Annotated in this window: 22 protein-coding genes; 8 read left to right on the top strand and 14 right to left on the bottom strand. The window is 58.5% G+C overall.

All coding sequences use genetic code 11. The features are described from left to right. Positions 1 to 47: 47 nt before the first annotated feature. Complete coding sequence (nhaA, locus tag ACYZTS_RS01285) at positions 48 to 1,235, bottom strand: Na+/H+ antiporter NhaA (RefSeq protein ID WP_461993438.1); 1,188 nt, start codon at positions 1,233 to 1,235, stop codon at positions 48 to 50. Positions 1,236 to 1,473: 238 nt separating this feature from the next. On the opposite strand from nhaA, the gene ACYZTS_RS01280 reads away from it, so the two are divergent. After that, positions 1,474 to 2,568, top strand: a complete 1,095-nt coding sequence (locus ACYZTS_RS01280) for a PLP-dependent cysteine synthase family protein (RefSeq protein WP_461993436.1) — start codon at positions 1,474 to 1,476, stop codon at positions 2,566 to 2,568. A 124-nt stretch (positions 2,569 to 2,692) separates the two neighbouring features. Here ACYZTS_RS01280 and ACYZTS_RS01275 read toward each other — a convergent pair whose 3' ends face one another. From ACYZTS_RS01275 to ACYZTS_RS01265, 3 genes are all read right to left on the bottom strand, one after another. Continuing rightward, on the bottom strand, positions 2,693 to 4,306 hold the full coding sequence (locus ACYZTS_RS01275) for an NAD(P)/FAD-dependent oxidoreductase (protein ID WP_461993434.1): 1,614 nt from the start codon (positions 4,304 to 4,306) through the stop codon (positions 2,693 to 2,695). A 95-nt stretch (positions 4,307 to 4,401) separates the two neighbouring features. Further along, a complete protein-coding gene (locus ACYZTS_RS01270; RefSeq protein WP_461993432.1) occupies positions 4,402 to 5,067 on the bottom strand; it encodes a COG3650 family protein in 666 nt (221 codons plus the stop codon). A gap of 170 nt (positions 5,068 to 5,237) precedes the next feature. Next, entirely contained in the window at positions 5,238 to 5,837 is a 600-nt protein-coding gene (locus tag ACYZTS_RS01265; RefSeq protein WP_461993430.1) for a short chain dehydrogenase, read from the bottom strand. A gap of 105 nt (positions 5,838 to 5,942) precedes the next feature. Here ACYZTS_RS01265 and ACYZTS_RS01260 point away from each other — a divergent pair, with 105 nt between their 5' ends. Continuing rightward, positions 5,943 to 6,851, top strand: a complete 909-nt coding sequence (locus ACYZTS_RS01260) for a LysR family transcriptional regulator (RefSeq protein WP_461993428.1) — start codon at positions 5,943 to 5,945, stop codon at positions 6,849 to 6,851. Positions 6,852 to 7,033: 182 nt separating this feature from the next. Here ACYZTS_RS01260 and ACYZTS_RS01255 read toward each other — a convergent pair whose 3' ends face one another. From ACYZTS_RS01255 to ACYZTS_RS01235, 5 genes are all read right to left on the bottom strand, one after another. Further along, positions 7,034 to 7,735 carry an ABC transporter ATP-binding protein gene (locus ACYZTS_RS01255; protein WP_028622464.1) on the bottom strand — a complete coding sequence of 234 codons (702 nt, stop codon included), beginning with the start codon at positions 7,733 to 7,735 and terminating at the stop codon, positions 7,034 to 7,036. Continuing rightward, positions 7,736 to 8,503: a high-affinity branched-chain amino acid ABC transporter ATP-binding protein LivG gene (gene livG, locus ACYZTS_RS01250; protein WP_461993426.1), complete on the bottom strand. Its 768-nt coding sequence runs from the start codon at positions 8,501 to 8,503 to the stop codon at positions 7,736 to 7,738. After that, complete coding sequence (locus ACYZTS_RS01245) at positions 8,500 to 9,756, bottom strand: high-affinity branched-chain amino acid ABC transporter permease LivM (RefSeq protein ID WP_461993424.1); 1,257 nt, start codon at positions 9,754 to 9,756, stop codon at positions 8,500 to 8,502. The genes livG and ACYZTS_RS01245 overlap by 4 nt, the downstream gene beginning before the upstream one ends. Next, on the bottom strand, positions 9,753 to 10,676 hold the full coding sequence (gene livH, locus ACYZTS_RS01240) for a high-affinity branched-chain amino acid ABC transporter permease LivH (protein WP_028622461.1): 924 nt from the start codon (positions 10,674 to 10,676) through the stop codon (positions 9,753 to 9,755). The genes ACYZTS_RS01245 and livH overlap by 4 nt, the downstream gene beginning before the upstream one ends. Before the next feature lie 232 nt (positions 10,677 to 10,908). Further along, positions 10,909 to 12,036, bottom strand: a complete 1,128-nt coding sequence (locus ACYZTS_RS01235; RefSeq protein WP_461993422.1) for a branched-chain amino acid ABC transporter substrate-binding protein — start codon at positions 12,034 to 12,036, stop codon at positions 10,909 to 10,911. Between the two features lie 338 nt (positions 12,037 to 12,374). Here ACYZTS_RS01235 and ACYZTS_RS01230 point away from each other — a divergent pair, with 338 nt between their 5' ends. Then, on the top strand, positions 12,375 to 12,680 hold the full coding sequence (locus ACYZTS_RS01230; protein WP_028622459.1) for a DUF2288 domain-containing protein: 306 nt from the start codon (positions 12,375 to 12,377) through the stop codon (positions 12,678 to 12,680). Between the two features lie 296 nt (positions 12,681 to 12,976). On the opposite strand, the gene ACYZTS_RS01225 is transcribed toward ACYZTS_RS01230, so the two are convergent. Continuing rightward, positions 12,977 to 15,178 carry a hypothetical protein gene (locus ACYZTS_RS01225; protein ID WP_461993420.1) on the bottom strand — a complete coding sequence of 734 codons (2,202 nt, stop codon included), beginning with the start codon at positions 15,176 to 15,178 and terminating at the stop codon, positions 12,977 to 12,979. Positions 15,179 to 15,373: 195 nt separating this feature from the next. Between ACYZTS_RS01225 and ACYZTS_RS01220 the strand changes: the two genes are divergently transcribed. After that, entirely contained in the window at positions 15,374 to 16,270 is an 897-nt protein-coding gene (locus ACYZTS_RS01220) for an NAD(P)-dependent oxidoreductase (RefSeq protein ID WP_461993418.1), read from the top strand. Here the strand turns inward: ACYZTS_RS01220 and ACYZTS_RS01215 are convergent. After that, positions 16,161 to 18,443, bottom strand: coding sequence for a putative bifunctional diguanylate cyclase/phosphodiesterase (locus ACYZTS_RS01215; protein ID WP_461993416.1), 2,283 nt, complete (start codon positions 18,441 to 18,443; stop codon positions 16,161 to 16,163). The genes ACYZTS_RS01220 and ACYZTS_RS01215 overlap by 110 nt on opposite strands. Before the next feature lie 282 nt (positions 18,444 to 18,725). Between ACYZTS_RS01215 and ACYZTS_RS01210 the strand changes: the two genes are divergently transcribed. Next, the gene (locus ACYZTS_RS01210) at positions 18,726 to 20,075 is read left to right on the top strand and encodes a spinster family MFS transporter (RefSeq protein WP_028622456.1); all 1,350 of its coding nucleotides are present in this window, start codon (positions 18,726 to 18,728) and stop codon (positions 20,073 to 20,075) included. A 100-nt stretch (positions 20,076 to 20,175) separates the two neighbouring features. Here ACYZTS_RS01210 and rapA read toward each other — a convergent pair whose 3' ends face one another. After that, positions 20,176 to 23,022 (bottom strand): RNA polymerase-associated protein RapA, encoded by a 2,847-nt coding sequence (gene rapA, locus ACYZTS_RS01205; RefSeq protein ID WP_461993414.1) that lies wholly within the window; start codon positions 23,020 to 23,022, stop codon positions 20,176 to 20,178. Positions 23,023 to 23,239: 217 nt separating this feature from the next. Between rapA and ACYZTS_RS01200 the strand changes: the two genes are divergently transcribed. The 3 genes from ACYZTS_RS01200 (at position 23,240) to ccoM (ending at position 24,071) form a co-directional block, all read left to right on the top strand. Then, on the top strand, positions 23,240 to 23,581 hold the full coding sequence (locus ACYZTS_RS01200; protein WP_028622454.1) for a hypothetical protein: 342 nt from the start codon (positions 23,240 to 23,242) through the stop codon (positions 23,579 to 23,581). A 72-nt stretch (positions 23,582 to 23,653) separates the two neighbouring features. Next, positions 23,654 to 23,815, top strand: a complete 162-nt coding sequence (locus ACYZTS_RS01195; RefSeq protein WP_177326965.1) for a hypothetical protein — start codon at positions 23,654 to 23,656, stop codon at positions 23,813 to 23,815. Between the two features lie 142 nt (positions 23,816 to 23,957). Then, entirely contained in the window at positions 23,958 to 24,071 is a 114-nt protein-coding gene (ccoM, locus tag ACYZTS_RS01190) for a cytochrome c oxidase subunit CcoM (RefSeq protein ID WP_028622453.1), read from the top strand. A gap of 248 nt (positions 24,072 to 24,319) precedes the next feature. On the opposite strand, the gene ACYZTS_RS01185 is transcribed toward ccoM, so the two are convergent. Together ACYZTS_RS01185 and ACYZTS_RS01180 are read right to left on the bottom strand one after the other, a co-directional pair. Next, on the bottom strand, positions 24,320 to 25,795 hold the full coding sequence (locus ACYZTS_RS01185; protein ID WP_461993411.1) for an inorganic phosphate transporter: 1,476 nt from the start codon (positions 25,793 to 25,795) through the stop codon (positions 24,320 to 24,322). Positions 25,796 to 26,170: 375 nt separating this feature from the next. Next, a complete protein-coding gene (locus ACYZTS_RS01180; protein WP_007935837.1) occupies positions 26,171 to 26,371 on the bottom strand; it encodes a hypothetical protein in 201 nt (66 codons plus the stop codon). Positions 26,372 to 26,476: the final 105 nt, after the last annotated feature.

The raw sequence follows: 26,476 nt of genomic DNA, 5'->3' as shown, positions 1-26,476 counted from the left end.
TGGCTGTAGGACGCGTCTCTAAAGACGGGAAGATTTGTCTCGGTTTATCAGGATTGCAGGGCCGCGGGTTTGCGACTGGCGGCCGCCGTCACTGCATAGCCAATCAACGCCGCCAATATCGAACCGGTCAGAATCCCCATCCTGTCCATCCCGGCGTATTCACTCACCCCCGGCACGAATGCCAGCGAACCGACAAACAGGCTCATGGTGAAACCGATCCCGCACAGGATCGCCACGCCCAACACCTGGCCCCAATTGGCACCTTGGGGCAGGGTGGCTATGCCGATTTTCACCGCGAGCCAGGTCAGGCCGAAAACGCCCACCATCTTGCCCAGCAACAGACCGACCGCAATGCCCATCGGCACGTCGTGGGTGAAGCTTTCGACAGTCACACCGCTCAGGGACAGACCGGCGTTGGCGAAGGCGAACAGCGGCAGAATGCCGTAAGCCACCCACGGATGCAGGCCGTGTTCGAGGGTCAGCAGGGGCGAAGGCTCCGCATTCTTCGTGCGTAGCGGAATACAGAAGGCGAGGGTGACGCCGGCCAGCGTGGCGTGAACACCGCTTTTGAGTACGCAGACCCACAGAATCAAACCAATGATCATGTACGGTCCGAGTTTCACCACGCCGAGCCGGTTCATGCCGATCAGTGCCGCAATACAGGCCGCGGCCAGTGCCAGCGAGAGAGTGGAGAGCGCGCCGGAATAGAAGATCGCGATGATGATGATCGCGCCAAGGTCATCGATGATCGCTAGCGTCATCAGGAACAGCTTCAGCGAGACTGGAACACGCTTGCCCAGCAGCGCCAGCACACCGAGTGCGAAGGCGATGTCGGTGGCGGTGGGGATCGCCCAGCCGTCCAGTGCTGGCGGGTTGTCGCGGTTGAGAAACCAGTAGATCAGCGCCGGCACGACCATGCCGCCAATCGCCGCCGCGCCGGGCAGGACGATCTGCGAGGGCTTCGACAATTGACCGTCGAGCACTTCACGCTTCACTTCCAGCCCGATCAGGAGGAAAAACATGGCCATCAGGCCATCGTTGATCCATAGCAGCAAGGGCTTGGCGATTTTGAGCGCGCCAATCTGGGCCACCACAGGGGTGTCCAGCAGACCGTTGTAGAGCCAGGACAGCGCCGAGTTGTTAATGATTAAGGCCAGAACGGCTGCAGCGATCAACAACAGGCCGCTGGCCGCTTCCAGCTGAAAGAAACGCGTGAACGTGCTACGCAGAGGCAAGGTCGCTCTCCATCGATGAATTCAAAAGGTGGTCCACCCTAACCCGTACGGTTAGTTGTTAAAACAAAAGTTATATTCTTTTTTGTTATATACCGTTACAAGCATGCAGGCCTTGGAAGAATTGAGCCTAGCACTTGCCAGACTTATTCAGACTCAGCTGTATCTGTGCGTGTTGTAGGTTTTTTCCTAAGCTTGTGGACTGAGCCTTGCGACAAGGCCGACTCAACGAGAAAAACACATGAGCGACAACCGACAGTGGGCCCGCGAAGCGATCCGTATCATTGAAGCAGACTTCCAGCGCAGCGCCGATACGCACCTGATTCCCTTGCCGCTACCGGGCTTTCCCGGCATCGAATTGTATTTCAAGGACGAGTCGAGTCACCCCACCGGCAGCCTCAAGCATCGTCTGGCGCGCTCTCTGTTTCTCTACGCTTTGTGCAACGGCTGGCTCAAGCCTGGGGCGCCCGTGATTGAAGCGTCGAGCGGTTCGACGGCGATTTCCGAAGCCTACTTCGCCCGCCTGCTGGGTGTTCCGTTTATTGCAGTGATGCCGGCGACCACCTCCAGGGAGAAGATCGCGCAGATTGAGTTCTATGGCGGCAAGAGCCATCTGGTGGAGGACCCGACGCAGATCTACGCCGAATCCGAGCGACTGGCGCGTGAGCATGATGGTCACTTCATCGACCAGTTCACCTACGCTGAACGCGCCACTGACTGGCGGGCGAACAACAATATCGCCGAATCGATTTTCCAGCAGATGCGTTTCGAGTTGCATCCCGAGCCGAGCTGGCTCATCTCCAGCCCCGGCACCGGCGGAACCACCGCGACGCTGGGCCGTTACGTGCGTTATCGCCAGCATTGCACACGCGTGCTGTGTGCCGATGCCGAGCGTTCGGTGTTCTTCGATTACTACCTGACCGGTGATGCCAGCCTGACGCTGGCACACGGGTCGCGCATCGAAGGCATCGGTAGGCCACGGGTAGAAGCGTCGTTCCTGCCCAAGGTGATCGATGCGATGGTCAAGGTGCCGGACGCTCTGTCACTGGCGGCCATGCATTATCTGGCGCAGCACCTGGGGCGCAGGGTCGGCGGATCGAGTGGGACCAATTTGATCGGTGCCTTGATGGCGGCGCAGCAAATGGCAACGGCGGGGGAGTCGGGGTCAATCGTGGCGATTTTGTGCGACGGCGGCGAGCGTTATGAGACCAGTTATTACAATCAGGACTGGCTCAAGGCACAGGGCTATGAGCTGAATGAGGTGATGGGAATTGTCGCGGCCTGCGTCGAGCGCGGTGAGGCGCTGCCGGCCAGCGTGTTGCGCGCGAATATCTAAAATTTTTCAGACACTGATACTTCTGTGGGAGCGAGCCTGCTCGCGAAAGCGGTTAAGCATTCAAGAAAGATGCTGAATGATCTACCGCTTTCGCGAGCAGGCTCGCTCCCACAGGGGATTTGTATCAGGCCTCGAGTCCGAGAATATCTCGCGCCACCGCCTCGGCAATCCTAATCCCGTCGACACCCGCCGACAGAATCCCGCCCGCATAACCTGCGCCTTCACCGGCCGGGAACAGCCCCTTCACATTCACGCTCTGCATCGACTCATTGCGGGTAATCCGCAGTGGCGAAGACGTACGCGTCTCGATCCCGGTCAGCACCGCGTCATGCAGCGAATAGCCGCGAATCTGCTTCTCGAACGCCGGCAATGCTTCGCGAATGGCTTCGATTGCAAATGCCGGCAAGGCCAGGGCCAAATCGCCCAAGGCAACGCCCGGCTTGTAGGACGGTTCAACACTGCCCAATTCGGTCGACGGCTTGCCGGCAATGAAATCGCCAACCAGTTGCGCCGGCGCTTCGTAATTGCTGCCGCCCAGCACAAATGCGTGAGACTCAAGACGTTCCTGCAGCTCGATACCCGCCAGCGGACCGCCCGGATAATCAACCTCAGGGGTGATCCCGACGACGATGCCCGAGTTGGCGTTACGCTCGTTGCGCGAATATTGGCTCATGCCGTTGGTGACCACGCGGTTCGGCTCGGAAGTCGCGGCGACCACCGTGCCTCCCGGGCACATGCAAAAGCTGTACACCGAGCGGCCATTCCTGGCGTGGTGCACCAGTTTGTAATCGGCGGCCCCGAGCTTCGGGTGCCCGGCGTATTTGCCGAGGCGCGCGCGGTCGATCAGCGACTGCGGGTGCTCAATGCGAAAACCCACCGAGAACGGCTTGGCTTCCATGAACACGCCACGCCCGTGGAGCATGCGGAAGGTGTCCCGGGCGCTGTGGCCGAGCGCGAGAATCACGTGCCTGGAGTGAATTTGTTCGCCGCCATCGAGCTCGACGCCGACCAGTTGGCCGTCCTCGATCAGTACATCGGTGACACGCTGCTGAAAGCGCACTTCGCCGCCCAATGCGCGAATCTGCTCACGCATGTTTTCCACTACACCCGTCAGACGGAACGTACCAATGTGCGGTTTGCTGACGTAGAGAATTTCGTCCGGCGCGCCGGCTTTGACGAACTCGTGCAGGACTTTGCGACCGATGAACTTCGGATCCTTGATCTGGCTGTAAAGCTTGCCGTCGGAGAATGTCCCGGCGCCACCTTCACCAAATTGCACGTTGGACTCGGGATTGAGCACGTTTTTACGCCACAGGCCCCACGTGTCCTTGGTGCGCTGACGCACTTCGGTGCCGCGTTCGAGGATGATCGGCTTGAAGCCCATCTGCGCCAGCAGCAACCCGGCGAAGATCCCGCACGGCCCGAACCCTACGACTACCGGGCGCTGTGCCAGGTCGGCTGGTGCCTGGCCAACCGGCTTATAGCTGACATCTGGCGCTACGTTGACGTTGCGGTCGTCGGCGAACCTGTGCAGCAACACCGCCTCGTCGCGAACGTTGAGATCAATGGTGTAGATAAAGCACAGCTCGGAGGATTTTTTGCGTGCATCGTAGCTGCGTTTGAACAAGGTGAAGTCGAGCAGATCATCGCTGGCGATGCCCAGGCGCTGCACGATGGCAGGGCGCAGGTCTTCTTCGGGATGGTCGATAGGCAGCTTGAGTTCAGTGATTCGTAACATGACGGGATCCGGTTCGCGGGGCGCACAACTGCGCCAAGGCGTTTGAAGGCGGCGATTATAAGCCGCAACCGCCGCATCCCGTGAGGCTAAAACGATCAGTCGTCGCGCGAGCCGCCGAAATACCCGCAGCCGCGCTGCACCTGACCATCGATGCGCAATTCGGCGCTCATGTGTTGAACACTGCCGGTGCTGCTGTCGACGCAACGTTGCGGCGCCACCCACAGTTCGATGTGCTGATTATTGATTTCGGTGCTGAGGTTGAAGCGGCCATCGCCCAGTTGTTCCTCGACGTAAGGCACGGCCAAGGGTGGTTGACCGGCGCGGTCGATGATCATGCCTTTGCCACTGACTTGGACATTCCACTCCGGACCATGGCCGGCAGCCCGCAGGATCAGTTGTTTGAAGTTCGGATCGTTGCACGCTGCGCCTGAACGTTCGACACGGTAGAGTTGTGCCAGATCGATTCGGCTTTCATTGCCGCTGCTGACCACTCGCCCGCGCACATCGGCGAACAGCTTGCCTTGAGCATCGGCCAGGGTCGCGGCCTCTTGCAGAACGCTGGTGCCAGCGGTGTCGTTGACCACATAGCTGCGCTGCTCGCCGCACGGCTGGAACAGCAATTTGCCGTCGGCGGCGGTCAGTTGACCCTGCAGGCGGGTCTGGCCCACATGCGAGGCGCTTTCCCGCTGGCCATCAAACAGCTGACAGGCAGCGAACAGCGGCAGCAGGGTAACAAGGACTAAGGAACGGGCAACGCGCATCTTTGGCTCTCCTGACAAGTGCCGCCACGTTACTGAGCCTGGCCGTTCATCACAACCCCGGCGATGTCCGATCTCAATCGTAGGAATCCCCGTGGGAGCAAAGCTTGCTCGCGAAGGCGATTTCAAAAACCCCATCGCGAGCGAGCTTTGCTCCTACGATTGTGTTGATTTTAACTTACATGAAACGTCTGACCCGTCTGCAGGCCTTCAACACTTTTCGCGTAGGCCAACGCCACATCGGCTGCCGGAACCGGTTTGTAGCCGCGGAAGTACGGCGCGTACTTGCCCATGGCTTCGAGCAATACTGTCGGGCTCACCGAGTTAACGCGCAAGCCGCGAGGCAGCTCAGTGGCCGCAGCACGCACGAAGCTGTCGATGGCGCCGTTGACCAGCGCTGCCGAGGCGCCAGTGCGAATCGGGTCATGACTGAGCACGCCGGTGGTGAAGGTGAACGAGCCGCCATCATTGGCAAATTCCCGCCCAATCAGCAGCAAATTGACTTGGCCCATCAGCTTGTCTTTCAGCCCCAGCGCAAAACTGTCTTCAGTCATTTCGCCCAAGGGCGCGAAGGTCACGTTGCCTGCCGCGCAGATCAGTGCGTCGAATTTGCCGGTCTGTTCGAACAGCTTGCGAATCGAAGCGCTGTCGCTGATATCCACCCGATAGTCCCCGCTATTGCGGCCGATGCGGATGATCTCATGGCGTTCGGCAAGCTCTTTGTCGATGGCTGAGCCGATAGTGCCTGTGGCGCCAATCAAAAGAATCTTCATGTTGCTGTTCCTCGTAGTGAATAAACGAGTCGTCAGTCTAGGGTGATTTTTTCTGCGGATAAGTGCACTAATGGGCAACCTTTGGTTTTCAAATGGAAACAATCCATGAGCGAGATGGATGACCTGGCGGCGTTTGCTGTGCTGATCGACGCCGGCAGTTTCACCTTGGCGGCGCAGCAGTTGGGTTGCAGCAAGAGCCTGCTGTCAAAACGCATCAGTTTGTTGGAAGCACGGTTCTCTGTCGTCTTGCTGCAACGGACCACCCGCCGACTCAGCCTCACCGCGGCGGGCGCGGCCCTGCTGCCGCAAGCACAAGCGCTAGTGGTTCAGGTGGGAAGGGCGCGTCAGGCTTTGGCACGCTTGAAGGACGACATGGCCGGGCCGGTGCGTATGACGGTTCCAGTCTCGCTGGGTGAAACCTTCTTCGACGGTCTGTTGCTGGAGTTTTCTAAGCAATACCCGGACGTGCAGATCGAGCTCGACCTTGCCAACAGCTATCGTGACCTGTCCCGTGACGGCTTCGATCTGGCGGTTCGCTCAGAGGTTGGCAATGACGAGCGCCTCGTGGCCAAGCCGCTGCTCGCCTGGCATGAGATGACCTGCGCCAGCCCTGCGTATCTTGAACAATACGGCGAGCCATCCAGCCCGCACGACCTGGCCGAGCATCGCTGCCTGCTTAACAGCCATTACAGCGGGCGTGAAGAATGGCTTTATCACCAGCAACACGAACTGGTGCGGGTACGGGTCTCAGGGCCGTTCTCCAGCAACCATTACAGCCTGTTGAAAAAAGCGGCATTAGCCGGTGCTGGAATTGCGCGCTTGCCTTCGTACCTGCTGCAAACGGAACTGGCTGACGGCCGATTGCGCTGGCTCCTGCGTGATTATCAGACGCGGACCATGCCGATGTACCTCGTGCACCCGTATCAAGGCGGGTTGCCAAAACGCACGCAGGTGTTGGCGGATTATCTGATTGGGTGGTTCAAGCGCAGTGGCGAGGCGTTGGACAAACTCTGACACGGCACACACCCCCTGTAGGAGCTGGCTTGCCAGCGATCACGTTCTAGCATTCAAAAAACACGTTGAATGACACATCGCTATCGCTGGCAAGCCAGCTCCTACAGGGTTTTGGGTGTTCTGGGGGTGTGGGCGCGCACAAAAAAACGGCCCGAGGGCCGTTTTCTTTTTACCGCAAAGACTCAACCGCCGAGATACGCTTCGCGCACTTTCGGATCAGTCAGCAGCGACTCACCCGTACCCTGCATCACCACGCGGCCGTTCTCCAGAACGTACGCGCGGTCAGCGATTTTCAGCGCCTGGTTGGCGTTCTGCTCGACCAGGAACACCGTCACACCGTCCTTGCGCAGCTGTTCGATGATGTCGAAAATCTGCTGGATGATGATCGGTGCCAAGCCCAGCGATGGCTCGTCGAGCAGCAGCAGCTTCGGCTTGCTCATCAGTGCACGGCCGATGGCGAGCATTTGCTGTTCGCCGCCGGACATGGTGCCGCCGCGTTGGGCAAAGCGTTCTTTCAGGCGTGGGAAAAGTTCGAGAACCTTGTCCATCTGTTCCTGATAATCGCCTTTGTCAGTGAAAAATCCGCCCATGGCGAGGTTTTCTTCGACGGTCAGGCGAGCGAATACCCGTCGACCTTCCGGCACGACCGCAATGCTTTTGCGCATGATCTGCGACGAGTCCAGGCCAACAAGTTCTTCACCCATGTAACGGATGCTGCCGCTGTGGGCTTGCGGCGAACCGCAAAGCGTCATCAGCAAGGTCGACTTGCCGGCGCCGTTGGCGCCGATCAGCGTGACAATTTCGCCCTGACGGACTTCAACGTTGACGTCGTGCAGGGCCTGAATCTTGCCGTAGAAGGTGGAAACGTTTTCAAATTGCAGCATTTACGCTTCCCCCAGGTAGGCTTTGATCACTTCAGGATTGTCGCGGATCTGTTCCGGCGTGCCGTCTGCCAATGGTGTGCCCTGGTTGATCACGACAATGCGGTCGGAAATGCTCATGACCAGCTTCATGTCGTGTTCGATCAGCAGCACGGTGACGTTGTGCTCTTCGCGCAACATGCTGATCAGTGCTTTCAGGTCCTCGGTTTCCTTCGGGTTCAGGCCGGCGGCCGGTTCGTCGAGCATAAGGATCCGCGGGCGGGTCATCATGCAGCGAGCGATTTCCAGCCGACGTTGCTGACCGTAGGCCAGCGTGCCGGCCGGACGGTTGGCGAACGCTGTGAGGTTGACCTTGTCGAGCCAGTACTCGGCAAATTCCATTGCCTCGCGCTCACTCTTGCGGAAGGCTGGCGTCTTGAACAGACCGGACAGGAAGTTGGTGTTCAGGTGACGGTGCTGCGCGATCAACAAATTCTCGACCGCCGTCATGTCCTTGAACAGCCGCACGTTCTGGAAGGTGCGCACCACGCCTTTGAGAGCAATCTTGTGGCCGGGCAGACCTTGGATTGGCTCGCCGTCCAGCAGGATGCTGCCACCGCTCGGCTTGTAGAAACCGGTCAGGCAGTTGAACACGGTGGTCTTGCCGGCACCGTTAGGGCCGATCAGGGCAACGACCTGTTTTTCCTTGACGGTCAGGGCGACGCCGTTGACCGCCAGCAAGCCGCCGAAGCGCATGCTCAGATTTTCGACTTTAAGGATCTCGCGACTCATTTACGCAGCTCCATGTGTGGACGTTGCATAGGCAGCAGGCCTTGAGGACGCCAGATCATCATCAGCACCATCAAGGCGCCGAACATCAACATGCGGTACTCACTGAATTCACGCATCATTTCAGGCAGCAGGATCATCACCACGGCAGCCAGGATCACGCCCAGTTGCGAGCCCATGCCACCCAGTACGACGATGGCGAGAATGATCGCCGACTCGATGAAGGTGAAGGACTCCGGCGTCACCAGACCCTGACGGGCGGCGAAGAAGCTGCCGGCGAAACCGGCGAAGGCAGCGCCCAGGGTGAAGGCCGACAGCTTGATCACTGTAGGATTGAGACCCAGCGCACGGCAGGCGATCTCGTCTTCACGCAACGCTTCCCAGGCCCGGCCGATCGGCATGCGCAGCAAACGGTTGATCACGAACAATGCAGCCAGGGCCAGCAACAGCGCAACCAGGTACAGGAAAATCACCTTGTTGATCGAGTTATAGGCCAGGCCGAAGTACTCGTGGAACGTCTGCATGCCTTCTGCCGCTTTGCGCTCGAAGGTGAGCCCGAAGAACGTCGGCTTCTCGATGTTGCTGATGCCGTTCGGGCCACCCGTAATGTCGGTGAGGTTACGCAGGAACAGACGAATGATTTCGCCGAAGCCCAGGGTCACGATTGCCAGGTAATCGCCGCGTAGACGCAGTACCGGGAAGCCGAGCAGGAAGCCAAAGGTGGCCGCCATCAGGCCGGCGATCGGCAGACAGATCCAGAAGCCCAGACCCAGATAGTGCGACAGCAATGCATAGCTGTACGCCCCGACGGCATAGAAACCGACGTAACCCAGATCGAGCAGACCGGCGAGACCGACCACGATGTTCAGGCCAAGACCGAGCATCACGTAGATCAGCACCAGCGTGGCGATATCCACCGCACCGCGAGAACCGAAGAACGGCCACACCAGCGCGCCGGCAACCAGCGCAATGATGATCCAGCGCTGAGTGTTTGGCAGGGTCAGGAAGTTGCTGGCCTTGGCCGGGATTAACGGCATGTTGGGCGAGGAACGCCAGGCCGAGCTGATCTGCTGGTCAAACAGCACCCGCAGGAACATCAGCACCGAGCACACCGCGATCGTGATCAAAGTGGCGCTGCTGGCGCCGTGTACTTCCAGGTGGATGCCGACGATGGTCAATTTCAGACCCAGTACCGGGTAAGCCACGGCCCACACCAGCAAGGCACTGAACAGTGCCTGTTTAAGATTCCTAGTCATACTTTTTCAACCTCCGGACGGCCCAGGATGCCGGTCGGCCGGAACAACAGAACCAGAACCAACAAGCCGAAAGCCACGACGTCCTTGTACTGGTCGCCGAAGATATCGGCACCAAAGGCTTCCGCCACCCCTAAGACCAGCCCGCCGAGCATGGCGCCGGGGATGCTGCCGATACCGCCCAGTACCGCTGCGGTGAACGCCTTGAGTCCAACGAGGAAACCGGCGTTCGGGTTGATCACACCGTATTGCATGCTCAACAGGACGGCTGCGATGGCTGCCAGAGCTGCACCGATGACGAAGGTCAGGGCAATGATGTTGTTGGTATTGATACCCAGCAAGTTGGCCATCTTGATGTCTTCGGCGCAGGCGCGGCAGGCACGTCCGAGGCGAGAGCGGGAGATGAACATTGTCAGGCCGAGCATGGCGACGAAGGTCACCACGAATACCACGATTTGCATGTAGGAAATCAGCACTTCCTGTGCACCACCTGGCCCGAAGGTAAAATTGCCCGGGATCAGGTTGGCGATGGATTTGTCCTTGGAGTCTTGCGCCAGCAGAACCGTGTTCTGCAGGAAGATCGACATGCCGATGGCGGAAATCAGCGGGATCAGACGGTTACTGCCGCGCAAGGGGCGGTAGGCGACGCGTTCGATGCTGTAACCGTAGGCACTGGTCACGACGATGGTCGCGATGAAAGCAGCGGTGATCAACAGCGGCACGCTGTCGAGTCCCAGCATGGCCAGCCCGGCGATGGCGATGAAGGCCACGTAAGAGCCGATCATGTACACCTCGCCGTGGGCGAAGTTGATCATTCCAATGATGCCGTAAACCATCGTATAGCCGATGGCAATCAGGGCATACGTACTGCCAATGGTCAGGCCATTAACCAGCTGTTGGAGGAAGTGATAGATGTCAGGCATTACAGCGCTCCTAAAAACCTGATACGCATTTCACTGGTGGAGTCATTTTCCTGCTCGAGCCCCGTGGATCTGCACCCACTTCGAACGCGAGGTTTGCCAGCGAACCGCTGATGACGGTTTTGAGATTTTCAGGTGGGGAGACTGGCGGATCACGCCAGCACGGCCCAATACGTTCGTAAAACAAAGCCCACGGCACGCCGTGGGCTTTATTGGCAGTCAGTCAGGCAAGGCCTTACTGAGGCGAAGCTTCAGTTTTTGGTTTACCGAAGTGCCACTCGTAAACCACAAATTTGAAGTCTTTCAGGTCGCCCTTGGCGTCGAAGCTCAGGTCGCCAGTCGGGGTCTTGAAGGTACCGGCGTGAATGGCTTCAGCCACCTTCGCAGCGTCTTCGCTCTTCGCAGCCTTGATGCCTTCTGCAATCACGGTTACCGCCGAGTAGGACGGGAACACGAACGGACCGCTTGGATCTTCTTTCTTGGCTTTGAATGCGTCAGCCAAGGCAATGTTGGCTGGATCCTGATCGAAGGATTTCGGCAGGGTCACCAGCAGACCTTCGGAGGCCTTCTGAGCGATCTGCGAGATCGAGTCGTTGCCCACGCCTTCCGGACCCATGAACTTGGCTTTCAGGCCTTTTTCATCAGCCTGACGCAGGATCAGGCCCAGCTCAGGGTGGTAGCCGCCGTAGTAGACGAAGTCAACGTTGGCTTGTTTGAGTTTCTGGATGATCGAGGAGAAATCCTTGTCGCCGGCGTTGATGCCTTCGAACACGGCAACCTTGGTGCCTTTGGTCTCAAGCGTTTGCTTGACGGCGGTAGCGATGCCTTCACCGTATTGTTGCTTGTCGTGCAGCACAGCAACGATTTTCGGTTTGACGTGATCGGCAATGTAGTTACCGGCTGCAGGGCCCTGCGCGCTGTCCAGACCGATGGTACGGAAGACCATTTTGTAACCGCGGGAGGTGATGTCCGGGCTGGTAGCAGCCGGGGTGATCATGATCACGCCTTCGTCTTCGTAAATGTCCGAAGCCGGTTGAGTGGAGCTGGAGCACAGGTGACCGACCACGAACTTGACGCCGTCGTTGACGACTTTGTTCGCAACAGCCACGGCTTGTTTCGGATCGCAGGCATCGTCGTATTCAACGGCTTCGAGTTTCTTGCCGTCGACGCCGCCCTTGGCGTTGATTTGCTCGATGGCCATTTTAGCGCCACTGAACTGCATGTCGCCGTATTGGGCTACAGGACCGGTCTTGGGGCCGGCGATGCCGATCTTGATCGTGTCAGCTGCGAACGAATGGCTGGCAACCCCTGCCAGAACCATTGCGGCAAACAGTTTGGAAATCTGCTTAGTAGCCTTAGTCATAGTGCTCCACTCTTACTGTTGTAGTTTTTATAGTCCTGGCGCCGTAGCAGCAGAACCGGGTCAGATATCTTGGATATCCTCCGGAAAATGCCCCCGACAACTGTACCGGTACAGTGTAGAGCGCCGATTGTTAGCCTGGGAAGCTGGCGCCGGGGGGCAAAACCTGAGGGTGTCGCGTATTTGAAAGAAAAAGACAGAATGGCGGCGGGGTTATAGCTGACCTGTCAGCAATCCTTGGCTTTCCTGCACTTCTCAATCGGTGACTCAATTGCATCCGGGTTTTTCTGACGGACCACCGACGTTATCATTCACGCCGATTTCTTCTCCGGACAGGACCCATGACTCAAGAACCTAGCACCCTCTATGCCAAGCTGCTTGGCGAGACCGCAGCAATTACCTGGAAAGAGCTAGAACCGTTCTTTGCCAAGGGTGCCCTGTTATGGGTCGATCCGGCTCTCGATTTGATTGCAGCCGCCGAGGCAGTGGCCACGGACGACGGTCAGAAAGTCGCTGCCTGGTTGACTGCCGACGAGGTTGCCAAGCTGTCTGAAACACGGGCGCTGGATCTGTTCGAGCGCGATCCGGAATTGTGGGCAGTTGTAGTTTCGCCGTGGATCCTGATCCAGGAAAGGGCGACGAAATGAAGCTTGCACCGGTTTGGTGCTGGCGGTTTGTCGTGAGAAGTGTGTAGCCGAGTAGCGTGATGGCACGTTGCCGTGGAGAAAGGCCACAGGCCCGATTGGCATAACGGTGACGTAAACGTAACGGGCACAGTTGATGAGGTAACCGATAGGCTGCTTAATTGTTTCTGGATATTAAGTTTACGTTGTATGCATTGTCCCCATCGCGAGCAGGCTCGCTTCCACATTGGATCGCCTCCTTTCCAAAGCAATGCGATCCTTGTGGGAGCGAGCCTGCTCGCGATGGGGGCAACACTAGTTCAGGCCGAAAACGTCTTGCCCGTATGGTTGTTCAACGAAATAACCTTGGTCTTGCCAATGCGATGACGGTAAATCTCGCGCAGGTATTTGATTGATTTCTTCACGCAATCTCGCGACAGGCGAATGTCGTTGATCGAGACAAACTTGTCCTTGTCGTTGATCAACTCGCGGTACTTCTTCTCGTACATCGGCTTGATCGCATACCAGTTGGTGTCGAGAATCTTCGCCGGGTTTTCAAACTCGTTGAGTAGTTCATTGATCCGGTCTTCGTCGAAGTCTTCATTGATGATGAAGTCGAGGATCGAGTTGTCCAGCGTGTCATCGAAGCGGTACGGCGTTTTCGCGAAGCAGCGCTTGATGAACGCCACGATCAACGTCAGGAAATCGTCCGACAGGCAAGGGCTTTTGGCAATCAACGTGGTCAGCGACAAGTTGGCCGACGCGCCGATCACCAGCGCATAACGCTTGAGCGTAGTGTTCGGGAACAGGCTGTTGAGGTGCGTCTTCAACCGGTTCAGGTCCATGTAGGACAGCTTGTAATCTTTGGGCAGCGAAACGATCGACACCACCGACGAGCAGTTCTTGAAAAAGTGCAGGTCGTGCAGCGCGGCCGCGTCATAGCCGGAATTCTTGTATTGCTCCAGCGAGGCGCGATAACGCTTGGATTCAATCGGCAACAGGCTGATGCCTTCGATTGCCTGAGTCACTTTGTTGAAGTGCGGCAAATCGATCGAGCGGAAGAACAGGTCATCGATGTTCAGGCGCTGCGGCTCTTTCTCGAAGACTTTGAACTTGTCATTGCTCGGCGGCGGGGTTTCCGGCACGACGGACTCGGCGTAGGCAATCGCCACTGGTCCGGCCAGACTCATGAACAGGTCATTGGCGTCGAGGCGGATGGTTTCGCCGATGTCGATGCCGGCGCGACGGAAATAGTTCTGGTCGTAGTCAGTCGTGACTGCCTGCGCTGTCAGAATGTTGAAAATCTGTTGTGAGATGTATTGGTTGGCGTGCTTTTCCATCGCGTTGACGTCGATGTTCTGGATGTTGCCGTCATCGCTTTCTTCGGCGTACCGCATGATGTCGTTGGAGATCAGCATCATCGCATTCCACGGGCGGATACGACCCATGACGCTGGCTTCGCTGCTGTCTTCATTGGCAAAGTTGTAGGAGAAGTCCCACTCTTCAGACAGGTACTTGCACAGCAGGCGTCCAGCGTTGATGTGCAGCGCCTCGGACATTTCGCTGCGGTGATCGGAGATGTTCGGCAGCACGCAGATGCCGCTGGTGAAGATCGGTTCGAAGACGAAGGAATGGCCGCTCTTGCCGTCGTGTTCATCCATCGGTTTGGTGTCGAACGTTTTGTTCATGTACGAATGTTGCTGGGCCAGGCCAAACTCCGAAGCCATGCCCGAACCGGTACCGCCGCCGGCACTGAAAATCGAGAAATACAGGCGCGACTGGTTGGCCTTGATCCCGCAGCTGTCGATCAGGTACGAGTGAATCATCTTCCAGTCCGGGCTGGAAAAACGCTGGGTGTCCTTGTTCAGGATGATCTTCGCCAGGTACTGGCCGAGGATCGGTGCGTTGCCGGCGCCACCCGCATGGACTTCCGACAAGTCCATGATTTTCATCTTGCTGTAGTCGCGCAGAAAACCGCTTTTTTCGCCCTTGCGCGAGAAACGAATGCGCCCGGCGATGTCCTTGTCGAGGTCGCCGAGCATCACCAGTGGTTCCACCAGAAACACCGGTTTGGCAGCCTTGTTCGAACCCAGGCGCAAGTTGTTGCGAATCCACTGGGCCGGGCTGTAGCCTTTTTCGGCGTAATGTTTGTCTGGCGAAGAGCGGTCTTCGTTGTTGAATTCGTTGAGGTAGAACTTGCGGGCGTTGTACACCAGTTCGGCAACGTCCAGCGCAATGTTCGAACCGCAGCGACCCAGGCCGATCAAGCACACCGACGGGAATTCCTGAGCACTGTGCTGCTCGCTGTCGCCTTCCAGATGGGCCGGGCGCGGGAACACCATATCCCGCAGTCCGTCGAGGTTGTCGAGGATGCGGTCGGTGTTGGTTTCGGTGAAGTACAGGTATTGCTGGCTGGCCAACGGTCGCGCCTGACTCGCCGGTTTCGGAGATGAGGGGCTGTTCGCCGCAGGGCTGAGAGTCAGGTCGGGTATCGCGGTGGCCGGATTATTTTTGGAGGTCATTGTGCGCCATGTACCTGGACTGGGAGGCCGGCGACCTGTGTCGTCGAACCATCACGGATAGGGTCTCGCGTCTGTTTTCAGCGAGTGTTTGGCCCAAGCGTCAGGGCCTGAGCCTGGATGTCACTTGGGGGAATCCTTTCCTTGGTCTCGATGAATCGGCCACTATTCAGCGATCTTTAATCAAAAGGAGGCGAAATGATGTCAACCATACCTTCGTTGGGATTTGCCGGAATCGGTCTGATGGGCCTGTCGATGTGCCAGCGTTTATTGGCTGCGGGCTATCCGTTGACGGTGTGGAACCGCAACCCGGACAAATGCGCACCCTTGGTTGAAGCGGGCGCACGGCAAGTCGCAACGCCGGCCGAGCTGTGCCAGCACGCCGACGTGGTGATGTTATGTCTGGCCGACACTTCGGTGGTGCGTGAGGTGGTATTCGGTTCGGGTGGGGTTGCCGAAGGTGCGAAAAGCGGCCAGTTACTCGTGGATTTTTCTAGCCTGGAGCCGACTGCCACGCGGGAAATGTCCGCGCAGCTCGCCAGCCAAACCGGCATGAGCTGGCTCGATGCGCCGGTGTCTGGCGGAGTGGTCGGCGCCGAGGCGGGAAGCCTGGCGATCATGGTCGGTGGCGATCCGGCCGATCTTGCCCGTGTGAAGCCCGCGTTACTGGCACTCGGTCAGCGCGTCACGCACATGGGTGGCGTCGGCGCGGGCCAGGTGACCAAGGCCTGCAATCAGATGATCGTTGCCTGCAATGCGTTGGTGATTGCGGAAGTGGTGGCCTTGGCCGAACGTTCCGGCGTTGAAGCCGGGCTGATCGCCGAAGCGTTGGCAGGTGGCTTTGCCGATTCAAAACCCTTGCAGATCCTCGCTCCGCAAATGGCACGCAGTCAGTTCGAACCGGTGAAATGGCATGTGCGAACCTTGCTCAAGGACCTCGATAGCGCAGTAAAATTTTCCCGTGAACAAGGTTCGGCTACACCAATCAGCGGATTGGCCGCACAACTGATGCGCCTGCATGGAGGCCAGGGCTTTTTGCAAAAGGACCCGTCAACGTTAGTGCAGCTGTACCGCCAGCCAGACTCAACAGACTGACCGCCCGGAAGGGTTTGCGCTGATCGATGTCGGTCAGTGCCGAGTGTAATTCCGCCAGCGGCACGGGTCGGCTGAGCAGGTAGCCCTGAACGAAATCGCAGCCGTTACGCTCGAGAAACTCGAACTGCTCGATCGTTTCGACACCTTCCGTGACAACTCTCAGATTGAGGGTGTGGGCCATGGCGATAATCGCCTGGACGATTTCCATGTCCTGAGTCGCTCCGGGAATGTCTTGAATGAACGAGCGATCAATTTTCAGCGTGTTCAACGGCAGGCGTTTGAGGTAAGCCAGGGATGAGTAACCGGTGCCGAAGTCGTCGATCGACAACGACACGCCAAGGGCGCGAATCTGCCGCAACAACACCAGCGTGTTGGCAATGTTGCCCATCAATGCGTTTTCAGTGACCTCCAGCTCCAGGCGGTGCGGCGGCATGCCGGTGCGCCGCAATGCCTGCTCGATTTCATCGGTCAGTTCTTCCCGAGCCAGGCTCAGGGGCGAACAGTTGACGGCGATGATCAGATCGTCGCGGCCCTGACGCGACAGTTGCGCAAGGTCTTCACAGGCTTGGCGAAGTACCCAATTGTCCAGTTCGGCAATCAGGCCATTGGCCTCAGCGATGTTAATGAAACGGTCCGGCATCAGCAGCCCGTGAACCGGGTGCTGCCAGCGAACCAGTGCTTCGAGTTTGCTGACCCGCGCGGTTTCCAGGTCGTAGATCGGTTGGTAGCAGAGCATCAGCCCGCTGTTTTCACGCAGGGCATGGCGCAGTTCTTCTTCCAGTTGCAGCTCCAGCGTGGCGCGGGTTTTTAGGTGGGCGCTGAAGAAATTCAAACCGTTTCGACCACTGCCTTTGGATTGATAGAGCGCCAGATCGGCGTGCTTCAGCAGTTCCTCGCAGGTATTGCCGTCTTCTGGAAACAGGCTGATGCCGATGCTGGTGGTCATGACCATGCGCCGCCCGGCCAACTCGATCGGCTCCTTCAGGTTCGACATGATGCGCTGCGCCAGGTGGCGCGCTTCTTCAGGCTCGTGCAAGCCGATCAGCAGGCAGAATTCGTCGCCGCCGAAACGCGCCACCACATTCTCCTGACTGCGCACCGAAGCCTTGATGTGGCCGGCGATGACCTTGAGCAGTTCATCGCCAGCGTCATGCCCGAGGCTGTCGTTGATCCGCTTGAAGTGGTCGATGTCGAGAAACATCACCGCCAGTCTGCCGCCGTCGCGGGTTTTTTCGCTGAGTTTCTCGGCAAAAATCTGATTGAAACCGCGGCGGTTGAAGAGGTTGGTGAGGGCGTCGTAATGCGCCACCTGTTGCAGTGACAAGCGCGCCTGGTCGAGTTGGCCGAGCAGGGTATTGACCCGCTGCAGATCGCGCTCCTTGTGCTGAAGTTTTTTATCCGCCAGTGCCGCGCTGATGCTGCTGCCGATAATCAGCAGCGTCATCGTCGCCACCGTCAGCGCCAGTTGCAGGTGATTGTTGTCGCCGGGCAGTGTCTGTGCACTGTCGGTCGGCAGCACCAGACTGAGCGCGGCCATACCGGTGAAGTGCATGCTGATGATGCCGGCCCCGAGAATCAGGCTGGCGCTGTACTTCAACAATTGGTGAATGAGGCCGCTGCCGTTGCGTAAATGACTCGACAGCAGCAGCGCCGCAAGGCTGGCGCCGATGGCAATCGCAATAGAGAGCGCAAACAACCCGGGTTGGTAATAGGCCTGCGCATTCGAGCGCATTGCCGCCATGCCCACGTAATGCATCGCAGCAATGCCCAGCCCGATGCACACGGCCGCCTGAACGTATTGCCACAGGTTGAGATCGGGGTCACTGAGCGTGTGCATTGCCAGCCATGAAGCGAGCAGCGCAATCAACAGTGAGAGCAGAGTGACAGGCATTTCGTAGTGGATTTCAATGGGCGCCTGGAATGCCAGCATGCCGATAAAATGCATGGCCCAGATGCCGCCTGCCAGGCATGCCGCGCCGACGCCACGCCAGAGCCACTGGGAGGTGGGCTTGTCCGTATGCCGCAGCCGTTCGGCCATGTCCAGCGTGGCAAAGCCTCCCGCGCACGCCACCAGATAGGCCAATAGCACGAGAGAATAGTCGTGTGTGCAATTGAGTATTACCTGCCCGTCGATCGGTAGCTCGGTAATAAAATGAAAACCAAGCCACTCCATAGCATGCCCGTCCATCTTTCTGTTTAGCGCCGTAACACCGGGCGATTTCTTGGGAGTATAGGAAGAGTGCAAGCAATAGTGGCACTTTGGTGTCATTTTTTTTTGGAATGAGGGTTAGCGCGTTACGAAATTAAAAAGCTACGTGGCCCCTGCGACGCGCCATGGTTGGATATCAGCTTTACGAATAATTACAGACAGCGTGCACGAGCGTGACTAGATTGCATGCTCCGGGCTCGGATGCATTGGCAGTGAAGCCCCAATAACAATAAACGAGACGGACCCATGCAGAACTCGACCCAAGCGGCGAATGCCTGGCGCATTCTGTTCCTGCTGTTCCTGGCCAACCTGTTCAACTTTTTCGACCGCACCATCCCGGCCATCATCATCGAGCCGATTCGCATGGAATGGTCCCTCAGTGATTTTCAGCTGGGGATCATCGGCACGGCATTCACCATCGTTTATGCGATCGCCGGCCTGCCCCTGGGGCGCATGGCCGATACCGGCTCGCGCGCCAAACTCATGGGCTGGGGCCTGGCGGCCTGGAGCGGGCTGACGGCGGTCAACGGACTGGTCGGCAGTTTCTGGACGTTCCTGATCGTGCGCATGGGCATCGGCATCGGCGAAGCCAGTTACGCACCGGCCGCCAACTCGCTGATCGGCGATCTGTTCCCGGCTCACCGCCGCGCGAGGGCGATGGGCATCTTCATGCTCGGTCTGCCATTGGGCCTGTTGCTGGCGTTCTTCACCATCGGCTGGATGGTCAAGGTGTTCGACAGCTGGCGCGCACCTTTCTTCATCGCTGCGGTGCCAGGGCTGATCCTGGCCGTCTTCATGTTCTTCATCAAAGAACCCAAGCGCGGCGCTGCGGAAGCGGTGCAGGTGTCGCAAGAGCGTGTCGACCGGCCGATCCGCCGTGTGCTCGCGGTGCCGACCTTCCTCTGGCTGGTGATGGCGGGGTTGTGCTTCAACTTCGCCACCTACGCTTGCAACTCATTTCTGGTGCCGATGCTGCAGCGCTATTTTCTGATGCCTTTGCATGAAGCGGCAGTGGCCACCGGCATCATCGTCGGCGTGACCGGGCTGTTCGGCCTGACCTTGGGTGGCTGGGTCGCGGACAAGATTCATCAGCGAGTTGCCAATGGCCGGCTGCTGTTCGCCGCGTTTAGCCTGATCATCTCGACCGTCTGCACCGCTTGGGCACTGCATGCCGGGCGCATTGAAATCGGCCTGTTTGTCGGTGTGTTCAGTCTGGGCTGGTTATTCGCTTACAACTTCTACACCTGCGTTTACACCGCTATTCAAGACGTGGTCGAACCGCGCCTGCGGGCCACGGCCGTGGCATTGTTCTTCGCCGGGCTGTATTTGCTGGGCGGTGGTTTGGGTCCGGTGGTGGTGGGTGCTTTGTCCGATCACTTCGCTCACACGGCGATGCTGGCTGCAGGCGCCGGGCAGATGACCGAAGCGTTCAAGGCCGTGGGCTTGCACGACGCGATGTACCTGATTCCGGTGGCGCTGCTGCTGACCATGGTGTTTCTGTTCATGGCATCGCGCACTTTTGTGCGCGATGCCCAGCGGATGAAGGATGGGATGGTGGCGGTGGTTGAGCCTGCAGGTTCAGCGGCGACGGCTTGATTCCCGCGAAGAGGCCGTCTGCATCACCTCGGCAATTAAGCGCACAAAAAAAGGCCCGCATCGCTGCGGGCCTTCTTTTTTTACCGGTGGAGCAGGGCGGTTAACCCGCGACCAACACCCGAATCGCTTCCAGTCGCAACGCCGCTTTGTCTAGCATCGCCAGACCTTGCTCGCGCTGTTGGCGCAGGGCCACCAGCTCGCTGTCGCGCACCGTCGGGTTGACGGCTTGCAACGCGGTCAGGCGCGCCAGTTCTTCATCGGTGTCGGCAGCCAGACGACGCTGTGCTTCAGCGACACGTTCGGCGTGACGCGGGAAGATTTTCTCTTCACCGGCATTGATCCGCGGCGTCAGCTGGTCGCGCTGAGCCTGGATGAACTTGTTGGCGCTGGCACGCGGCACGCTTTCGAGCTGATCGTTCAGCGTCTCGAAGGCTACCCGCGCCGACAGGTCGTTGCCGTTGGCATCCAGCAGGCAACGCAGTGCAGCCGGCGGCAGATAACGACCCAGTTGCAACGAACGCGGTGCAACTACTTCACTGACGTAAAGCAGTTCGAGCAACACGGTGCCGGGCTTGAGCGCCTTGTTCTTGATCAGCGCCACAGCGGTGTTGCCCATCGATCCGGACAGGACCAGGTCCATGCCGCCCTGAACCATCGGGTGCTCCCAGGTGATGAATTGCATGTCTTCGCGAGACAGCGCCTGATTGCGGTCGTAAGTAATGGTCACGCCTTCGTCGTCGCCCAGCGGGAAACTGGCGTCGAGCATTTTTTCGCTCGGCTTGAGGATCAGGGCATTTTCCGAATGGTCTTCGCTGTCGATGCCGAACGCATCGAACAGGGTTTCCATGTAGATCGGCAGGGCGAACTGGTCGTCTTGCTCAAGAATGTCTTCTACCAGTGCATCGCCTTCGCCAGCGCCGCCGGAGTTGAGCTCCAGCAAACGGTCGCGTCCGGTGTGCAGTTCGGCTTCCAGACGCACGCGTTCGTCGCGGGCTTCGTCGATCAGCGCTTGCCACTCGCCGTCATCGGCGTTTTCCAGCAGGGGCAGCAGGCGTGCACCGAACTGGTGTTGCAAGGCGTTGCCGGTCGGGCAGGTATTGAGGAAGGCGTTCAACGCTTCGTGGTACCACTGGAACAGTCGCTCTTGCGGGCTGGTTTCCAAGTACGGCACATGCAGTTCGATGATGTGCTTCTGACCGATCCGGTCAAGACGCCCGATACGCTGTTCCAGCAGGTCCGGGTGCGACGGCAGATCGAACAGCACCAAGTGATGAGAGAACTGGAAGTTGCGGCCTTCACTGCCGATTTCCGAGCAGATAAGCACCTGCGCACCAAATTCTTCATCGGCAAAGTAGGCGGCAGCGCGGTCACGCTCAAGGATGTTCATGCCTTCGTGGAAGACCGTGGCCGGGATGCCGGAACGCACGCGCAGGGCGTCTTCCAGGTCCATGGCGGTTTCGGCGTGGGCACAGATCACCAGCACTTTGGTGCGCTTGAGCATCTTCAGCGTGTCGATCAGCCATTCGACGCGCGGGTCGAATTTCCACCAGCGTTCTTCTTCGCTGGCCTCCGGCTGGGCCTGGAAACTGACTTCCGGGTACAACTCGGCGTGCTCGCCCAGTGGCAGTTCGAGGTACTCGTCCGGGCATGGCAGTGGGTAGGGGTGCAGTTTGCGTTCCGGAAAACCCTGCACCGCCGCGCGAGTGTTGCGGAACAACACACGGCCAGTGCCGTGACGGTCCAGCAACTCACGCACCAGACGCGCGCTGGCTTCGGTGTCGCCATCGTTGACGGCGGTCAGCAGCGCCTCGCCTTCATTACCGAGGAAACCGTGGATAGTCTTGTGCGCTTCGGGGGACAGACGTCCCTTGTCCATCAGCTCCTGAACGGCTTCGGCCACCGGGCGATAGTTTTCGCTCTCGGCGCGGAAGGCGTGCAGGTCATGGAAACGATTGGGATCGAGCAGGCGCAGACGCGCGAAGTGGCTGTCCTGACCGAGCTGTTCCGGGGTCGCGGTAAGCAGCAAAACACCCGGAATCACTTCAGCGAGTTGTTCGACCAGCGAATATTCCTTGCTGGCCTTTTCTTCGTGCCAGACAAGGTGGTGGGCTTCGTCGACGACCATCAGGTCCCAACCGGCGGCGAACAGCGCGTCTTGCGCCTTCTCGTCGTCGACCAGCCACTCCAGCGCAACCAGGGCGAGTTGAGTGTCTTCAAACGGGTTGGTGGCATCGCTTTCGATGAAGCGTTCTTCGTCGAACAGCGCAACCTGCAGGTTGAAGCGGCGGCGCATCTCGACCAGCCACTGGTGCTGGAGGTTTTCCGGAACCAGAATCAGCACGCGGCTGGCGCGGCCCGAGAGCAATTGACGGTGGATCACCAGGCCAGCTTCGATGGTCTTGCCCAGACCCACTTCGTCCGCCAGCAACACCCGCGGTGCAATGCGGTCGGCGACTTCACGGGCAATGTGCAATTGGTGCGCGATCGGTTGCGCACGCACGCCGCCCAGTCCCCACAGCGAAGACTGCAATTGGCGGCTGGTGTGTTCCAGCGTGTGATAGCGCAGCGAGAACCAGGCCAGCGGGTCGATCTGCCCGGCGAACAGGCGATCGCTGGCCAGACGGAACTGAATGAAGTTGGACAGTTGGGTTTCAGGCAGCGTGACGACTTCGTTCTGTGCGTTGAGGCCGTGATAGACCAGCAGGCCATCGACGTCGTCGACTTGCTGGACCGTCAGCTTCCAGCCTTCGAAATGCGTGATCGAGTCGCCCGGCGAAAACCGGACACGGGTGAGTGGCGCGTTCCGTAGCGCGTACTGGCGAGTGTCGCCAGTGGCCGGATAGAGCACGGTCAACAAGCGGCCGTCCTGTGCCAGAACGGTGCCCAAACCCAGCTCGGCTTCGCTGTCACTGATCCAGCGTTGCCCCGGTTGATACTGCTGCGCCATGCTGCCTGACTCCCACCTTGAAAAAGCGGGCTATCTTAACGGAATGCTGGCTTGAGGGCCAAAGGACTCTCATAAAAACTGACGTGTTTACGATAGTTGAACAATGCAAGTGGCGTCGATCGGGCACCAATGAGTGCCAATCAGGTCACAGTTTGCGACCGATGGCTCAAGTCGCCATCCGCGCAGCCGACAGACTGCTGACAGGAGACTAATCATTATGTTGCCACCCATGCTCCCTTTGAGCGCCGTGCCCATCACCTCACAAACGGATCCGGTGCGCCAGCGCCCCGAGATTCCGCCCGTTGTGCCAGTGCAGGAAAGCTCCAGCGAAAGCACCATCGACCTGCAGCAACGGGACGCGGAAGAAGCGGCTTACCAACTGCGCGAGGAACAGCGGCGCAAGCAGGAGCGAGAGAAGCGTCGCCATGAAGCTGATGAAGATCCCGAACAACATCTGCCGATCCCCGGCCACGTGCTGAACGCTGACAACACGGTGCCGGTTGCGCCGCTGATCGATAACGAAGAGCGCCAGGGGCTTTGGGTTGATATACAGGTTTGAGCCAGTGACTGTTCAACGCTGTCGCCAGACCGCATTATTGTGACAACCCTGCCAAGCGACGCACCGAACGCCATGAGCCAAGACGACAAACTGATCGACCTCAACACCGAACGCGCAAAGCGTGTTCATGACCTCAACGACAAACGCCTGAACGAAGTGCGCCAGGCTTTTGAGCAGGCCATGCCGTTGGGTAAAGCCAGGAAAAAACCGAAGAACAAACCGAAAAAGCGTTAAATCGCCTGAATTGTTTGATGCAGGTCAGTTTTACCCCTCCTTTACGCCCATTCTCGGGCGACATTGATCCCGGTCAATTTTCTCTCCTGCCTGATTGGTTAACTTAGCCCTATCGCAACAGGGCAAGTGCTGGAGGCCAGTCATGTTTTTCGACAACGTGGTGATCGCCGGAGTGCTGACCGTCAGCCTCATGGTTGTGTTTTTCGCAGGGTTTGGATTTTTTATCTGGAAAGATTCGCACAAGCGCAAGCCGTAGGTCTTTCTGGATGTAGTGAGCACGCAAGGCATTTTGGGCAACTTCGGTTGCCCTTTTTTTTTGTCCGCGATTTTGTGGGAGCCGAGCTTGCTCGCGATGAGGCCATTGCATTCAACATTTGCATTGACTGAAAGCCCGCTATCGCGAGCAAGCTCGGCTCCCACACGATGTGGTGTTCGTGGGATATCCATCAGCCACAAAAAAGGCGCGAACCTCACGGAACGCGCCTTCATCATTGCAGCAACGTATCAGCTGCCCAGCGCCTTCGACGCCAGCCAGAACAGGCCGGCCGATAGCGCCACGGTGGCCGGCAGGGTCAGGACCCAGGCCAGCAGGATGGTTCTCACGGTGCCGCCTTGCAGGCCGCTTTTGTTGGCGACCATGGTGCCGGCCACGCCCGACGACAGCACGTGAGTGGTGGACACCGGCAAGCTGAAGATGTTGGCCATGCCGATCAGGCTGGCGGTGGTGATCTGCGCCGACATGCCTTGGGAATAGGTCATGCCTTGCTTGCCGATTTTCTCGCCAATGGTCAGCACCACGCGTTTCCAGCCGACCATGGTGCCCAGGCCCAAGGCCAGTGCGACCGCCAGAATCACCCAGAACGGCGCGTATTCAGTGGTGGCTGTCAGGTCTTTGCGCAGCTTGTCCAGGTCAGCCTTTTCACGGGCTGCCAAGGTAGGCAGCTTGCCGACTTTCTTCGCGGTGTCGTCCAGGCAGAGCAGGTAGCGACGTACCTCAATGCGGCTGTCCGCAGGCAACGAACGGTAGTCCGCGACACCTTTGAGGGTGTCCAGCAAAGCAGCGATGGTCGGTTCGGTCTGTTGCGTGTTGCAACGGAATTTCTCCGGCAGATCGCCTTCCACGCTTTTGCCAAGGGCCAGGTACTCGCCCAGGGTGTCGGCGTTACGCTTGTAGAACTGACTCAGGTGCAGGGTCGCATCGCGGGTCCGTTCGATCTGGTAAGTCGAGCTGCCCAGGTCCAGTACGAACTGCGCAGGGACGATACCGATCAGTACCAGCATGATCAGGCCGATACCTTTCTGACCGTCGTTGGAACCGTGCACGAAGCTCACCGCCATGGCCGAGATCACCAGTACCAGGCGATTCCAGAACGGTGGATGCTTTTTATCGTCGATCTTGCGGCGTTGTTCCGGCGTCTTGTGCATCTTCGACAGCGGACGCCACCATTTAAGGCCGATCAGAATCAGCGCAGCGACCAGGAAACCGGCCATCGGCGAGAATACGAGAGAGGCACCGATATCGATCGCCTTCTGCCAGTTCACGCCATCGGCCAACGGAATGTCGTTGATCAACGCGTTGGCCAGGCCGACGCCGAGGATCGAGCCGATCAGCGTGTGGGAGCTGGAGGCCGGGATACCGAAGTACCAGGTGCCCAGGTTCCAGGTGATGGCGGCGGCGAGCAGCGAGAACACCATGGCCAGTCCGTGACCGGTGTTCACATTGATCAGCAGTTCCACCGGCAGCAGGTGGACGATGGCATAGGCTACGCCAACACCGCCCAGCAGCACGCCGAGAAAGTTGAACACGCCGGAAAAGAATACTGCCAGATGTGGCGGCATGGCCTTGGTGTAAATAACGGTGGCCACCGCGTTAGCGGTGTCATGAAAGCCGTTGATGAACTCGAAGGCGAGGACAAAGGCGAGGGCGAGCAAGAGGCTCACAAGCACCCAAGCATCCAGTCCGCTGAATAAATCGATCATGAAGGTTTTCTGACCCGGTCGTAAGGGGGCGCGATTATGCCAGAAAAGTGTGAAAATCGATGCATTGAGTGCTCATCGGTAACATCCTTCAACGAATTAATTGGTCACGGCGCCCTATAACCCAGCGGTTCGGCGGGTTTGGCAAGTCGTTGAATTTATTTCAAAAGCAAACAGGCAGGAGCGTTTTGCTCGCGTTTGCAAGAAGCTTCGCAGCTTGTGAGAAATTTCTGAGAAGCGGGCCGGATATGAGTCATTCGCCTCATCCTATAGATGAGTTGGCCGCGGCCGCTCATGGCTGGCGCGGATGGCTCCGTCGCTGCTTCCCGCTTTTAGCGAGAGCAGTCGCCGACCCTTGGAGGAAGTCAGGCCGAGGCTTCAAGGCTCTTCGGCTTTGAGTTCCTTTTCCATCTTCTGCAATTCCTGGGTAAAAGCCTGATCCTGAACGGTGGCGCGTTTACGCCAGGGTTTGCGTTCCGGTTCGGGCTGTGCGGCGTAGGTGGTGACTTCCCCGCCGTAAACTTCCTTGTAACGTTGTTCCTGGCGCTCAAGTTCCGCGCGCAGTTCGTCTTTCGTCACAGTGCTACCTGATAGGTTGAGATTTAAATTCTGGTTATACGCGCTGCAACAAACGTATCGGTCGCATTCGCCAAAGGTCGACGCCGATAAAGACCTCGATCAGCA

The organism is Pseudomonas sp. TMB3-21 (genome assembly GCF_054898145.1).
Note: the sequence above shows the minus strand (reverse complement) of the source record. Positions and strands in the feature narration are given on the sequence as shown.